At 71.5% G+C, this 13,672-nt stretch carries 15 protein-coding genes; 8 read left to right on the forward strand and 7 right to left on the reverse strand.

Annotated elements, in window-relative coordinates:
* Window positions 1–203: 203 nt before the first annotated feature.
* The 4 genes from Aco03nite_RS29385 to Aco03nite_RS29400 form a co-directional block, all read right to left on the reverse strand.
* Entirely contained in the window at window positions 204–818 is a 615-nt protein-coding gene (locus Aco03nite_RS29385; protein ID WP_203800369.1) for an FMN reductase, read from the reverse strand.
* The gene (locus Aco03nite_RS29390; RefSeq protein WP_203800371.1) at window positions 815–1,921 is read right to left on the reverse strand and encodes an LLM class flavin-dependent oxidoreductase; all 1,107 of its coding nucleotides are present in this window, start codon (window positions 1,919–1,921) and stop codon (window positions 815–817) included. Before Aco03nite_RS29390 ends, Aco03nite_RS29385 begins: the two co-directional genes overlap by 4 nt.
* Window positions 1,922–2,072: 151 nt before the next feature.
* A complete protein-coding gene (locus tag Aco03nite_RS29395; protein ID WP_203800372.1) occupies window positions 2,073–3,416 on the reverse strand; it encodes a hypothetical protein in 1,344 nt (447 codons plus the stop codon).
* Entirely contained in the window at window positions 3,413–4,069 is a 657-nt protein-coding gene (locus Aco03nite_RS29400) for a class I SAM-dependent methyltransferase (RefSeq protein ID WP_203800374.1), read from the reverse strand. Before Aco03nite_RS29400 ends, Aco03nite_RS29395 begins: the two co-directional genes overlap by 4 nt.
* 24 nt (window positions 4,070–4,093) lie before the next feature.
* On the opposite strand from Aco03nite_RS29400, the gene Aco03nite_RS29405 reads away from it, so the two are divergent.
* Genes Aco03nite_RS29405 through Aco03nite_RS29420 form a run of 4 tightly spaced genes read left to right on the forward strand, consistent with a single transcriptional unit; the run spans window position 4,094 to window position 6,825 of the window.
* Window positions 4,094–4,492 (forward strand): VOC family protein, encoded by a 399-nt coding sequence (locus Aco03nite_RS29405; protein ID WP_203800376.1) that lies wholly within the window; start codon window positions 4,094–4,096, stop codon window positions 4,490–4,492.
* Between the two features lie 26 nt (window positions 4,493–4,518).
* Window positions 4,519–5,283, forward strand: a complete 765-nt coding sequence (locus Aco03nite_RS29410) for a cyclase family protein (protein ID WP_203800378.1) — start codon at window positions 4,519–4,521, stop codon at window positions 5,281–5,283.
* 10 nt (window positions 5,284–5,293) lie between these two features.
* Window positions 5,294–6,343 carry an alpha/beta fold hydrolase gene (locus Aco03nite_RS29415; RefSeq protein ID WP_239145526.1) on the forward strand — a complete coding sequence of 350 codons (1,050 nt, stop codon included), beginning with the start codon at window positions 5,294–5,296 and terminating at the stop codon, window positions 6,341–6,343.
* Between the two features lie 17 nt (window positions 6,344–6,360).
* Complete coding sequence (locus Aco03nite_RS29420; protein WP_203800380.1) at window positions 6,361–6,825, forward strand: PNPOx family protein; 465 nt, start codon at window positions 6,361–6,363, stop codon at window positions 6,823–6,825.
* On the opposite strand, the gene Aco03nite_RS29425 is transcribed toward Aco03nite_RS29420, so the two are convergent.
* Window positions 6,711–7,247, reverse strand: coding sequence for a DUF6529 family protein (locus Aco03nite_RS29425; RefSeq protein WP_203800382.1), 537 nt, complete (start codon window positions 7,245–7,247; stop codon window positions 6,711–6,713). The two genes, Aco03nite_RS29420 and Aco03nite_RS29425, sit on opposite strands and share 115 nt — an antisense overlap.
* A gap of 1 nt (window position 7,248) precedes the next feature.
* Window positions 7,249–9,063, reverse strand: a complete 1,815-nt coding sequence (locus Aco03nite_RS29430; RefSeq protein ID WP_203800384.1) for a protein kinase domain-containing protein — start codon at window positions 9,061–9,063, stop codon at window positions 7,249–7,251.
* A gap of 174 nt (window positions 9,064–9,237) precedes the next feature.
* On the opposite strand from Aco03nite_RS29430, the gene Aco03nite_RS29435 reads away from it, so the two are divergent.
* A complete protein-coding gene (locus Aco03nite_RS29435) occupies window positions 9,238–9,750 on the forward strand; it encodes a DUF1990 domain-containing protein (RefSeq protein ID WP_203800386.1) in 513 nt (170 codons plus the stop codon).
* A 47-nt stretch (window positions 9,751–9,797) separates the two neighbouring features.
* On the opposite strand, the gene Aco03nite_RS29440 is transcribed toward Aco03nite_RS29435, so the two are convergent.
* Window positions 9,798–10,757: a serine hydrolase domain-containing protein gene (locus Aco03nite_RS29440; RefSeq protein WP_203800387.1), complete on the reverse strand. Its 960-nt coding sequence runs from the start codon at window positions 10,755–10,757 to the stop codon at window positions 9,798–9,800.
* Window positions 10,758–10,851: 94 nt separating this feature from the next.
* Here Aco03nite_RS29440 and Aco03nite_RS29445 point away from each other — a divergent pair, with 94 nt between their 5' ends.
* The 3 genes from Aco03nite_RS29445 (at window position 10,852) to Aco03nite_RS29455 (ending at window position 13,619) form a co-directional block, all read left to right on the forward strand.
* On the forward strand, window positions 10,852–11,292 hold the full coding sequence (locus tag Aco03nite_RS29445; RefSeq protein WP_203800388.1) for a deaminase: 441 nt from the start codon (window positions 10,852–10,854) through the stop codon (window positions 11,290–11,292).
* Window positions 11,293–11,783: 491 nt separating this feature from the next.
* A complete protein-coding gene (locus tag Aco03nite_RS29450) occupies window positions 11,784–12,059 on the forward strand; it encodes a hypothetical protein (protein ID WP_203800389.1) in 276 nt (91 codons plus the stop codon).
* 51 nt (window positions 12,060–12,110) lie between these two features.
* Entirely contained in the window at window positions 12,111–13,619 is a 1,509-nt protein-coding gene (locus tag Aco03nite_RS29455; protein WP_203800390.1) for a hypothetical protein, read from the forward strand.
* Window positions 13,620–13,672: the final 53 nt, after the last annotated feature.

Genomic DNA, 13,672 nt, shown 5'->3' on the forward strand with positions numbered 1-13,672 from the left:
GGTGGGACTGGCCTTCGTCGAGCGGGCGGGGCTGGGCGGCCTCGACTCGGGCACGGCATCCAGCGGGTGAACTCCGGCCGGACCCGGGACCGGTTCGTGACGGCGATGACCGACTCGCTGCGGCGACTTGCCGCCACCTGAACGAAGCCACGTGAACAAGAACGCGCTGTGGCCCGGGACCAGGCCACAGCGCGTACCGGCGATCAGAGGTTCTTGAGCATGTCCTCGAAGTTGGCCGTCAGGGCGAACGGGTCGGTGACCACGGCCGGCTCCCGGCGCTCCACCTCCCGGGCCAGCTCGGCGGCGGCACGTTCGATGCGGCCCCGCAGCGGGCCCTCCACCGAGTTGGCGCCCCAGTCGTCGCTGGCGGCGAAGACCGACGTCGGGATGATCGCCGCGCGCAGGTAGGAGAAGAGCGGCCGCAGCGCGTGTTCCAGGACCAGCGAGTGGCGGGCCGTCCCGGCGGTCGCGGCGAGCAGGACCGGCTTGTCGATCAGGGCGTCCTTGTCGAGGACGTCGAAGAACGACTTGAACAGTCCGCTGTAGCTGGCCGAGAACACCGGCGACACCGTGATCAGGGCGTCGGCGGCGGTGACCGCCTCCTGCGCCTGCTTCAGCGAGGCCGGGGCGAACCCGGTGAGCATGTTGTCGGTGATCTCGTGCGCCAGGTCGCGCAATTCGACGACCTGGACGTCCAGGGTCACCCCGAGCAGGCCGGCGGCCCGCACCGCGCTCGCGGACAGCTGGTCCGCGAGCAGGCGGGTCGACGACGGCTGGCTCAGCCCGGCACTGATGACGACGAGCTTGCGCTGCTTCATGCCGTGACCTCTTCCTTCTTCTCCGCGGCAGCGGCGCGAGCAGCGACCAGGGAGGCGTGCGTGGGGGCGTCCGGCACGTGGGCCGGCTTGAGGGCGGCGAACTCTTTGCGCAGCACCGGGACGACCTCGGCGCCGAGCAGGTCGAGCTGCTCCAGGACGGTCTTGACGGGCAGGCCGGCGTGGTCCAGCAGGAACAGCTGGCGCTGGTAGTCACCGACGTACTCGCGGAAGCCGAGGGTCTTGTCGATGACCTCCTGCGGGCTGCCGACGGTCAGCGGCGTCTGCGAGGTGAAGTCCTCCAGGGACGGGCCGTGGCCGTAGACGGGGGCGTTGTCGAAGTACGGCCGGAACTGCTTGACCGCGTCCTGACTGTTCTTGTTCAGGAACACCTGGCCGCCGAGTCCGACGATCGCCTGGTCGGCGGAGCCGTGGCCGTAGTGCTCGAAACGCTGCCGGTACAGACCGACCATCTGCTTGGTGTGCGACGCCGGCCAGAAGATGTGGTTGGCGAAGAAGCCGTCGCCGTAATAGGCGGCTTGTTCGGCGATCTCCGGGCTGCGGATCGAGCCGTGCCACACGAACGGCGGGACGTCGTCGAGCGGGCGCGGCGTGGAGGTGAAGCCCTGCAGCGGGGTGCGGAACTTGCCCTGCCAGTCGACGGTGTGCTCGCGCCACAGCTTGTTCAGCAGCGCGTAGTTCTCGATGGCGAGGGGGATGCCGGCCCGGATGTCCTTGCCGAACCAGGGGTAGACCGGGCCGGTGTTGCCGCGGCCCAGGGTCAGGTCGACCCGGCCGTCGGCGAGGTGCTGCAGCATCGCGAAGTCCTCGGCGATCTTCACCGGGTCGTTCGTGGTGATCAGCGTGGTCGCGGTGGAGAGCTGCAGGGTGCTGGTCTGCGCGGCGATGTAGGCGAGCGTGGTCGTCGGCGAGGACGAGAAGAACGGCTCGTTGTGGTGCTCACCGAGCGCGAAGACGTCGAGGCCGACCTCCTCCGCGTGCTTCGCGATGGTGACGATGTCCTTGATGCGCTGCGCCTCGGTGGGGGTCCGGCCGTTGGTCGGGTCCGTCGTGATGTCGCTGACGCTGAAGATTCCGAACTGCATGACCCGCTCCTGCTGTCTCCGCCGGGGTTCTTGCTTCCCGGACGCCCCGTACAACCTCGTTGACTGCGCAACTATTTCAGATTCAAAGAACTTGCGCTGCGGCGGGGGTCACACCCTTCATTCCCTTTCCGGTACGCCGGACGAACTGCCCTCAGAACCAGCCCAGGCTCTGGACCATCCGCGCGAGGATCGGTGACGTCAGCATCAGGGCACCGGCCAGGTACCCGATCCAGCTGTGCTTCGCGACCCTCGACGCCGCGGCGAAGAACGGCACCGCCCCGCAGACGACCACCGCCGCGATCGCGAAGGTCATCGCGGCCCAGCCGAGCGCCCGCAACTCCCACGACGGGGTGACGGCAGCGGCGACCGCGATGAACAGGAACGCCGCCGTCGTGATCACCGGCGCCGTGAGCAGCCACCACCAGCGCCGGCCGCCGCCCGCACGGCGCAGCCACACCAGTCCCGCGGTCAGGATCAGGAACCCGGCGGCCAGCAGCACCGACGGGCCGACCACCGGCACCGGATCCACCTCCGGCGGCGCTCCGGAGGTCGCCGGGTCGGGCGGCGTCTCGTATCCCGCGAAGCCCGGGAACCCGATCCGTTTCCACTCGCCGCCCACCGTGCGCAGCGCGAACCCGTCCGCGCCGTTCGCCACCGCCACCACGTGACCGCCCTCGACGTCGAGCACGGCCAGGGATCGTGTGGTCACGAGTTCCTCGTCCACGGCGTACTCGCGGCTCAGGTTCTTCCGGTCCCGGTCGGAGAGTTGCCAGCTCACCGTCCACGGTCCGCCCGCCGTGCTGCTCTGCACCCCAAGAGCACCGGGGATCGGCCGGTAGCAGACCACCGGCACGGTCTGCGAGCAGCTGTTCGGAGCCGGCGGATCCGTGAGCCGCTCCCCATTGGTCCAGGTCTCGCCCTGGTCGTCGCTGATCGACCAGGCGCCGACGTGCTCACCACCGTCGGCGTCCAGGTGGATCTTGCCGTCGACGGCGAACACCCGCGCCGCGAACGGTTCCAGCACCGCGCTGGTCGCGGCCACACCCATCAAGGCGACCGGCAGCAGTACGGCCAGCCGGAACGCCCGCACCCGGCGGCCGTCCCGGGGCTGCTGCCGAGCGGCCCACCACGCCACCGCCAGGAACGGCAACACGAGCAGGTCGGTGACATCGGCCCGGATCAACGACGGGATTCCCAGGCTCCAGACCTGGGACGCGAACTGGGCGCCGTACGACCAAGCCTTGACGAACCCGAACCCCACACCCACCGCAACAATCGAACCCACCGCAACCCGCCGAAAAGACAGTCGCGGAGCGATGAGACCGACCAGAACCGCCAGCAACGGCGGCGCCAGAACCATCCCCGCGACATCGCTGAGCTTCCCGGTCACCCACCCCGGGAACGTCGCCTTGAGAATGTGGTCGTTGACCACCAGCAGCGCCAGCGCGGCCATCGTCATCGGATGGCCGAGCCAGCCGATCGCCCGCCCCTTCACCGCGCGGCCACTCCCTCGCGGCGGGCCAGCAGCATCGCCTGCTCGTCACGTTCGGTGGGGCGTGGGGCACGCACCAGGCGGCCCATCTCGCGCAAGCCGGCCGGCCCGAAGTGGGCGGCGACCTGGTCGGCGGTGTAGCGGTAGCGTTCCAGCCGCACCTCGTGGCCGAGCCGGCGATAGACCTCGGCCAGGTCCCGGACTCCCTCGCCGACATGGAACCCGACGAGCAGGTGACCGCCCGGCCGCAGCACCCGGGCCGCCTCGGCGAACAGGCGGGCCTGGCCGGCGGGTGGGGTGTGGATGGTCGAGTACCAGAGCAGGACCCCGGCGAAACAGGCGTCCGGGTACGGCAGGGCGGCCAGCGAACCGACGGTGAACTCCAGGTCCGGGTGGTCGCGGCGGGCGAACGCCAGCATGCCCGGCGACAGGTCGACACCCCGCACCCGGCAGCCGCGGTCGGCCAGGTAACGGCTCATCCGGCCGGCGCCGCACCCGGCGTCCAGGACCGCGGGGTCGTCGCCGGCTGTCACCTCCGCCGCGAAGGCGTCGATCATCGCCAGGTCGAGCGGGGCCTCGATCGCGGGGGTCGGCACGACACGGACGTACGCCCCGGCGGCGGTGTCGTAGGCGCGGCGTACCTGGTCGGGTTCCATGGGCCCGCATCGTAGGCTGCCCCGGTGCACATCGACCTGGTAGCCCTGATCGTTGACGAGTACGACCCGGCCATCGAGTTCTTCACGCGGGTGCTCGGGTTCGACCTGGTGGAGGACTCGGCGTCGCTGACGAACGACGGGCGGCCCAAGCGCTGGGTGGTGGTGCGGCCGCCGAACGCGCGGACCGGGCTGCTGCTGGCGCGGGCGGACGGGGAACGGCAGAGCCGGGCGGTCGGGGATCAGACGGCCGGGCGGGTCGGGTTCTTCCTGAACGTGGACGACTTCGACGCCAGCTATCAGCGGATGGTCGCGGCCGGTGTCACGTTCGTCCGCGAACCGCGTACCGAGTCGTACGGAAAAGTCGCCCTTTTTCTGGACATCGCCGGAAATCGGTGGGATCTGCTGGGGAGCGGTGCAGCATGAAACCCTGACAAAAGGGGGAAAATCCGATGTGTACCGAAGCAGGAACCACCCGCCGGGCCGCACTCTTCGGCGGGGCCGGTGTCGCCGCCGCCGCGATGATCGGAACCGGGCCGGCCCACGCGGGCGGCCACGGCATCCTGGACCTGACGTACCCGCTGACCACCCGCATGCCGGGCTACACACCCGGTGAGGAGGCCCGCCGCCGGACCGTCGCCTCGATCGGGAAGGACGGCTACTACATGCAGGAGTGGCGGGTCATCGAGCACATCGGCACCCATGTGGACGCGCCCGCCCACTTCACCAGGGGTGGGCGGGTCGCCACCGAGCTGCGACCGGACGAGCTGCTCCTCCCGGCGGCGGTCGTCGACATCGCCGGGCGGGCCGCACACGATCCGGACACCATGGTGATGATCGAGGACCTGCGGGCGTACGAACGGCGGCACGGCCGTATCCCGGACGGCGCCGCGGTGCTGATGTATTCCGGCTGGGGCGCCCGCACCGGTGCCGCGTACCGCAACGATCTGCGTTTCCCGGGTTTCGGCACCGACGCCTGCGAGTGGCTGCTGACGAACCGGCGGATCCGGAGTCTGGGCGTGGACACCCTGAGCATCGACCCGGGCGTGTCGACGTCGTTCGACACCCACGTGGCGCTGACCGGCGCCGACCGTTACGGCGTGGAGAACCTGGCGAACCTGGAGCGGCTCCCCCGGGCCGGGGCGCGGATCTTCGTGGGCCTGGTGCCGTACGAGGCCGGCTCCGGCGGGCCGGCCCGGGTGCTCGCGACTTGGTAGAAAGGACGGCGTGACGCCGGAGCCACGGTTCGCCCGTACCGAGGACGGGGTGACGATCGCCTACCAGCTGCTCGGCCAGGGGCCGCCGCTGGTGTGGATGCCGTCGCTGAGCAACATCACCGCCCAGTGGCGGATCCCGTCGATGCGGGCCGCGTACACCGCGCTGGCCCGGAAGGTGACGCTGGTTCTGTACGACGGGCGCGGCACCGGTATCTCCGACCGCCGGATCGACCTCGGTGACCTGGGCGTCGACGCCCATCTGCGGGACCTGCGGGCCGTCCTGGACCACGCCGGTCTGGAGCGGCCGTCGCTGCTCGGCTACTACCACGCGGTGGCGACGGCGATCGCGTTCGCGGCCCGGGAACCGGAGCGGGTGAACCGGCTGGTCCTGTTCGGCGGGTCGGCGCGGCTGCGGGAGGCGATGCTGCCGGCCCAGACACAGGCGCTGTTGTCGCTGGTCGACCAGGACTGGAATCTGTTCGCCGACGCCGCCGCGACGGCCTGGCTGGGCTGGGACTCGGCCACGTCGGGCCGGTGGACGGCGGAGGCGTTCCGGACCGCGACCAGCCCGGCGGCGGCGAAAGCGTGGTTCGAGGCTGCGGCGCACATCGACGTCAGCGCGGAGGTGCCGCTGGTCCGGGCGCCGGCGCTGGTGCTGCACCGGCAGAGTGAGCAGCAGATCCCGGTGGAGGTGTTCCGGCGGCTCGCCGGCGCGCTGCCGGACGGGCGGCTGATCGAGCTGCCCGGGTCGACGCCGACCCTGTTCATGGAGAACCCGGTGGCCGACGTGGAGCTGGTGACCGGTTTCGTCCGGACCGGCCGGATCGCCCGCCCCACCACCGGGAACAAGCTCACCGCCCGGGAACGCGACGTGCTGCGCCGGCTCGCGAGCGGCGACTCGAACACCGAGATCGGGCGGGAGCTGGGCATCACCGTACACACGGTGGAACGGCATCTCTCCGCGATCTACCGCAAGATCGGCGCCCGGGGCCGCAGCGACGCGATCCGGATTTCCGCCATGCCCGATGACGGAAGTCCGGGACGCGGCAGACCCGCCTGAGCCGGAGGATCGAGGACGTGAGCACTCCGAGAATCGTCCTGTTCCTGGCCGGCCGGCGCGTCTTCCCGCTCTGGGGCCTGATCCATCATCGTGGCCGAAAGACCGGCCGTGACCTGACCGTTCCGATCGCGGTGACGGTCGCCCCGGACGGCTTCGTGATCAACCTGCCGTTCGGCGCCCACACCAACTGGGTGCGCAACGTCCTGGCCGCGGGCGGCTGCGTGCTGCGCTGGAAGGGCCGCGACCACCGGCTGACCGATCCGCGGGTCATCGACGCGGCGGCCGCCCGGCCCTTCTACAGCCGGACGGCGTGGGCCTTCGCCCGGCGTTTCTTCCCGGCCGACGCCTGGCTACGGCTCAGGACGGTTCACCACGACGCGCCGATCGTGGTGAAGAACCACAGCGCCGAGGTGGCCCACACCCCGGCCACCGCGATCAGCACCAGTCCCCCGGCCAGCGGGACACCCCAGCCGCGGGACTGACCAGGGCGGCTGAGCAGCAGCATCTTGGTGACGAACACGCCGTACAGCAGGCAGCCGAACACCGAGTGGGCCAGCACCCGGGGCGTGTCCGAGCGCAACCCGAACGTGTAGAGACAGTGCACGGCGACCGGCACCGACAGCAGCAGCGCGAGCCGGCCGCTCCAGCGGTGCACCCCGGCCACCCGGGCGCCGCCGGGCAGCAGGCCGTAGACGCCCAGCGCGGTCAGCAACTGGACGAACAGCAGGCCGGCGACCGCGGTGGCCAGCCACACCTTCAGCGTCTGCAGTTTCAGGAAACCGGACACGTCCGCGGTCACCACCGGCTCGTGCAGGCGGCCGTAGACGCCGAGGATCACCGCGACGCCGATCCCGGCGACCACGGGCAGCCAGAACCGGGGCCGGATCAGTGTCGCGGAAGCCACCTCAGAAGCCCTCTCCGGTGTCCACGTCGATGGTGGTCGCGCCGGTCAGCACCTGGCCGTCGACGGTGGCGGTGCGGTTGGTCAGGTCCAGGGCGGGCGCCGGGCCGGGCTGGTCGTCGCGGAGCAGCACCCCGACCTGACGGCCGTCCGGCAGCACGATCCACGAGCCGTTGACCTTCGCGTTACCTACCCGGCTGGCCAGCCGGTACAGGCCGGACGGTTTGCGGACCACACCGATCTCGAAACGGTTCGTCTTCCCCTCGACGGTGATCTCGCCGGCGGCCCGGTTGGCGTCGAACAGTCCGGTGATCTTCGTGTTGTTCTTGCCGGTCAGGTTCAGCAGGCCGTTCTTGGCGGTGCCCTTGAGCCACGCCTCCAGGCGGTCGCCGTCGCAGACGTACGCGATCGCCTGCCCGTCCCGGATCGAGATCGCCAGGGTTCCGGCGTCCCCGTCGACCTTGCCGGCCATGGTGACCCGCAGCCGCTCGGCGCTCGGGGTGTTCAGCGGCGGCAGCGCGACCTCGCTGGTCGGCGGCAGGGTCGCCGGGGCCTGCGGCGCACCGGACGCGCCCGCCTCCACCGGGGACACCGGCGGCGGCATGCTGACCTGGGTGACCAGGTTGCTGGTGCGCTCGCCGGCCACCGCGGTCATGTTGATCCCGGCGACCACGGCGGCGGCAACCGCGGCGATCCCGAGGGTGACCAGCGGGCCCCGGCGCCAGCGGGACGCCGCCCGGGTCGGGGCCGGCTCATACGGGCCGGTGTTCGGCATCTGCCCGGCCCAGCTGCCGATGGTGTCGCGGCGGGCGCCGGGCCCGGTGGCGGGCGGCGCCGACTGCGGCGTGACGAAGGCCGCCCGCGGCGACGACGGGCCGGGCCGTTCGAAACCGGCCGCCGGAGCCGCCGCCGGGGGCCGGAACGCCGGGCGGGGCGGCTGCGGCGGGGCGGGCGGCGGGAACGTCGGCGGGGGCAGCTGCGGCGGCGGGAATCCCAGCGCCAGGGTGGTCGGCTCGACGTCCTCCACCGGGCCGTGCGCGGGAGCGGCCAGCGGCGGGGCGCTGGACGGCCGTACCGCGGCGGCGAACTGTTCGAGGTAGGCCGCGACCCGGCGGGCCGGCGGGCGGCGCCGGGGATCGGCGGCGAGGCAGTCCCGGGCGACCGGCCCGAGCGGACCGGGCAACGCGGACGGGTCACCGGAGGGCAGGCCGGTGGTCATCTCCAGCAGCAGCACACCCAGCGACCACACGTCGGCGGCCGGGGTCGGCGGGCCGCCCTGGAAGATCTCCGGCGCGGTGTAACCCGGGGTGCCACCGGCCGGGACGTGGTCGGTGTCGTTGAGCAGAACCGCCACCCCGAAGTCGGAGACCCGGATGTCCGGCGGGGTGGACCCGTGCCGGACCAGGATGTTCTCCGGTTTGAGGTCGAGGTGGACGATGCCGCGATCGTGGGCGGCGGCCAGGGCGGCGGCGGTCTGCGCGGCGATCGTGACGACCTCGCCCGGAGTCAGCCGGCCACCACGCATGCCCAGGTAGCGGCGCAGGTTGGGCCCGTCGACGAACTCCATCACCAGGGCGAGCGTGCCGCCCTCGACGATCAGGTCCCGCAGCCGGACGACGGCCGGATGGTCCAGGGCGCGGAGCGCGGCCTCCTCCCGCAGGAACAGTTCGCGGACCCGGCGGTCACCGGCGAGTTCGGGACGGAGCAGTTTCGCGGCGAGCGGCGGGCCGCCGTGCCGGCTGGTCGCCCGGCGGACGACCGCCATCGCGCCGCGACCGATCTCCTCGTGCAACAGGTATTCCCTGCCGAGCGGTTCCATCCCCGTACCCCTTGCGTCAGATCAGCGTTGCGCCACCGACTGTCATAACCATCTCGATCTTCCTTCGGTTCACCGTCCCGCCATTGTTCTCGGGGCGGGCCGTCCGCCGCAATGACCCCGCTGATGTCGATCAATGCGAGGCGGCGCTCGACGATCTGGTCTAGCCTGAGGTTGATGCTGCTCAACACCCCTTTCACGTACGCCGAGGTGGGCGCGACCCGGGAGGCTCCACTGCCGCCCGGGTATCGGCACGTGCGACGGGACATCCGGATAGGTGACGGCCCGGAAGTGTTCGACCGGGCCGCGACCGCCCTGTTCGGCTGGCGGATGCACCGGGGCGCCGGGCTCGGCGTGCTCGCGGACCGCCCACCCGCCCCCGGCCTGCCGGTGGTGATCCGGATCGGCTGGGGCCGGCTGGCGCTGACCGCCCCGTGCCGGGTGGTGTACCGGGTGGACCAGCCCGACCAGCGCGGCTTCGCCTACGGCACCCTGCCCGGTCACCCGGAGTCCGGCGAGGAGGCGTTCGTCCTGCACCTGACGGCGAACGGCACGGTCCGCTTCCGGATCACCGCGTTCTCCCGCCCCGGCACCCTGCTGACCCGCCTCGGCGGCCCGGTGACGTCGATGGCCCAGGAACTGGCGACCACCCGCTATCTGCGCTCGATGCGGCGCCTCGCCCGCTCTTAGGGTTCTTTGAAATTCGGCCGGGGCCACGGCCGAATCTCAAAAAAGCCCTAGGTCCTCGACTGCAACTCCTTGAGCAACTCGAACGCGACCGTGTCGACGGATCGGGCGGTGGCGCTCAGGACGACCACGCCGACCTGATCGACCGGGTCGAAACCGGCGAACGAGGCGAAGCCGCCGGTCTGCCCGTTGTGGAAGATCTGGGTATGCCCGCCGGCCCGTTCGTGCAGGCGGCGGGCCATCCAGCCGAGCCGCTGCGACATGAACGGGTTGATCCGGAACTCGGTCTCCAGCGCCAGCCGCACCCCCGGCAGACCCGGGTCGCAGTGGGCGCGGACGAAAGCGACCAGGTCGGTGACGGTGGACCGCAGACCGCCGGCGCCCGCGAGGTCGGCGAGATGCCACGGTGCGGCCGGGCGGCCGTCGGCGCGGTGGCCGGGCACGGTGGTCAGGCCGGTACCCGTACTCCGCAGGAAATCGAAGTTGGTGTTGATCAATTGCTCGAACGGGAGGCCGGTGTGCCGGGCGAGCGCCAGGCCGAGCAGCCCGACGCCGAGGTTGGAGTAGTGGTATCGCCGGCCGGGCCGCCCCGGGCGGATGCGGGCCAGGTTGGCGATCAGGAAGTCGGCGGTGCAGTGCCGGTAGGGGTCGGGGGCGTGCGGGCGGAGCAGGGCCGGCAGCAGCATGCCTCGCGGCAGCCGCGGCAGCCCCGAGGTGTGGGTGGCCAGGTGCCGCAACGTGATCCCGGAGGGCGCCGGGAAGAAGTCGCCGAGTGGCTGGTCGAGGCGGACGGCGCCCACTCCCGGAAGACCGGTTTCCACCAGCCTGGCCAGGGCTGACGTGGTGAACACCTTGCTCACCGACCCTATCTCGAACACCGACTCCCCATCGAGTCCGGCGGTACCCGCGATCGCTGTGACGTCGCGTACGAAACCGGCGGCCACCACCCCCTGACGGCGCGGTTCCAGCTTCTGGACGGCTCGGCGTACTGGTTCGTCGAGGTCGTTCATAAGTCCATTCTGACCTCGGCAAAGGATCGTTCACGATCCAGCGATAGGGTCGAACCAGCACCGAACGACGGGAGCACGACCCACGGGGAGCACGATGGACGACCAGCGGTGGATGGGCCGGGCGATCGAGTTGGCGCCCCGCTGCCCGCCGTCCCCTTCGGCGTTCTCGGTCGGCGCGGTGATCGTCGGCGCCACCGGGGACGAGTTGGCCAGCGGCTGGTCCCGCGATGTGGATCCGCACGTGCACGCCGAGGAGTCGGCCCTGCAACGCGCCGCCGGCCACTCCGGGCTGCACTCCGCGACGATCTACAGCACCCTGGAGCCCTGCTCGAAACGCGCCAGCCGCCCGCACGCCACCTGCACCGGCCTGATCATCGCGGCCGGCATCCCCCGTGTCGTCATCGCCTGGCGCGAGCCGGATCTCTTCGTGACCTGCGAGGGCGTCGCCCTGCTCATCGCCGCCGGGGTCGAGGTGGTGGAGATGCCGGCCTTCGCTCCAGCGGCGCGGTCCGCCAACGGTCACCTCTCTTTTTAACCCCTTTTTCGGTACGCCCGGCGAAAAGTCCCGTCCTCGTCGAGGCGACCGGTGCGGCCCCGCACGACCGACCAGCCGGTTCCGGGCCGAAGCGGCCCCTCACGGCAGACCCTCGCTTCCCGCCGCACCGATCCACCCAGCCCGCCGGCCGGGGTTGAGCTGTCCGTCGCACCCGCCGGCCGGGGTTGAGCTGTCCGTCGCACCCGCCGGCCGGGATTGAGCTGTCCGTCGCACCCGCCGGCCGGAGCGGAGCAGCCCACCTGGCCCGCCCGCCGATTCAGGGCTACCCGATCCGGTTCGCTCGGGCCGCCGGAGTCGCGCCGGAGCTGTCCGTCACCGGGTGTGCCGGAAAACGTCCATGAAATTCCTCCGAAGTACTGAACGTCCGAACCGGCTCGCGCGTACACACTGTTACGAGGCTCACGGCACGGTCGGGTATTTCCCGATGTCGATCGTGTTTCAGTCATGTTTCGTTCGGCAAGGAGTAGGTCATGACGGTCCAGGAACTTCAGCCCCGGGAAGCCCGCCACCACACCGGCGCGATCGTGCGCAGCAAGCGTTTCGCGACGCAGTTCGAGGTGGACGGCCACGTCCTGACTCTCGGCGTGGACCCGGGAGTGCGGGGCAGTCTCTACTACCTGCCGAGCGCACCGCGCTGGGACGACGGCACCCCGGTCCCGCGCGACGTCGCCGCCCGGTTGCAGAACGTGATCGAAGAGGTCGAGCGTTTCTGGGGCCGCTGGCCGGAGTTCCGCGCCGTCCTCTGACCCCGAGGTCACCGACCGTCACATGTCAGACCCCCGTTCTAATCTGTCGGCATGATTCTCCGAGTCGGTGATGTCGCGGTCGGCCCTTTACCCGGCGGCGGGTTCGGCGCCTGTCAGGTCTCCGGGGTCGACACCGAGACGATCACGATCCACGCGCTGGATCACGTCGCGGCGTCGCCACCGTCGCTGGAGGATCTCCGTGATGCCGGCCCGGCCCGTCTCGACCACCACCGCTCGGAGCTGCTCGCTCAGGTCTCGGTCTTCCGGGAGGACGAGGCGCCACCCCCGGATCTCGACTGGATCGGCAATCTGCCGGTCCCGGCCGGTGTCCCGTCGAGCGTGGAGTCCTATGCGCGCTGGTCGTGGCCGCTGTCGCAGCTGGCCGTCCAGCGGGATTGGGATCGGCTGCCCGAGGCGGCCCGAGCCGGGTACCGGGAGTTCCCGGGCGCGGAGCGGTTCCCGGCCGGTCTGAGCGACTGGTCCTTCCTCGACCGCATCACCTGGTGCACCGAGATCGCCTGGTCCGGCCCCGATCGTGGGCTGACCGCCGCGCTCGCGGCGCATCCGCTGATCACGAGGCTGCACTGGGACTCCGCTCCGGCGGAGGTCGACCTCCGCGCGACCGCGATCCGCGACCTGCACATCCACGGCGACGGCGTCCGTTCGATACGCCTGCCGGCCGGGGCCCACACACTCGAGCTGGACTCGGCCCGGGCGCGCACGACCGACGCCCACGACGACGCTCGGGCGCGCGCGACCGACGCCCACGACGACGCTCGGGCGTGCACAGCCGACGCCCACGACAACGTTCAGGCGCGCGTGGTCGACGCCCACGACAGCGTTCAGGTGTGCACGGTCGACGCCCATGACGACGGGCGCTGGCTGGCGCTCACGCTGCTCGGCGCGACCCGGGCGCCGGCTGGTCTCCAGCAGGTGCGCGAGGTGTCCCTGCGGGGCGCCGGGGTGCTGTCGGCCTCCGCCCTCACCGGGCTGGCCGCCCCGCACACCCTGCGTCTGAGCTGGTCCGAGCCACCCGGCCGCCTGGACGATCCCGGCCACCTCACCGGCCTTCCCGGGTTGCGGTTGATCACGATGACCGGGGCGTTCGGCGTACCGGCGGAGGCTCTTCCGGCTCTTCCGCTCCTGAAACTCCTGGACGTCGACGGTGTGCCCGAGTCGGTGGCCGCCGCGCTCCGCGACCGGTTCGAGGGCACCGGGGTCACCCTCGTCCTGCGTGGCGCCAAGGGCGACGAATGGCTGGTCGCGCACCTGGACAACCCGTTCCGCGACTGGGCCGACGAGTCGGTCCCGGCCGGCACGGCCGCGTGCGAGGCCTACGCCACGGCGCTGCGCGCGATCGACGGGATCGGGTCGCCCGGCGAGGCCGAGCCGATCCTGCGCACCCTGGTGGAGACCCTGAACGACCTCGACATGGAGTACGAGTTCATCGACACGATCCGCCGGGAGGAGGCCGGTGACGCCTTCAGCGTTCTGGCCGGCCGGGCCGGAGTCCCGGACGCGACCGCCGGCGAGTGGTTCGACGAGTGGCGGGACTTCTGACCTGACGGTCACCCGTGTGGCGTGGATCACCTCCAGGAGGAATCCGATCGCCG

The sequence above is a fragment of the Actinoplanes couchii genome (genome assembly GCF_016862075.1).
GTDB classification, from domain to species: Bacteria; Actinomycetota; Actinomycetes; order Mycobacteriales; family Micromonosporaceae; genus Actinoplanes; species Actinoplanes couchii.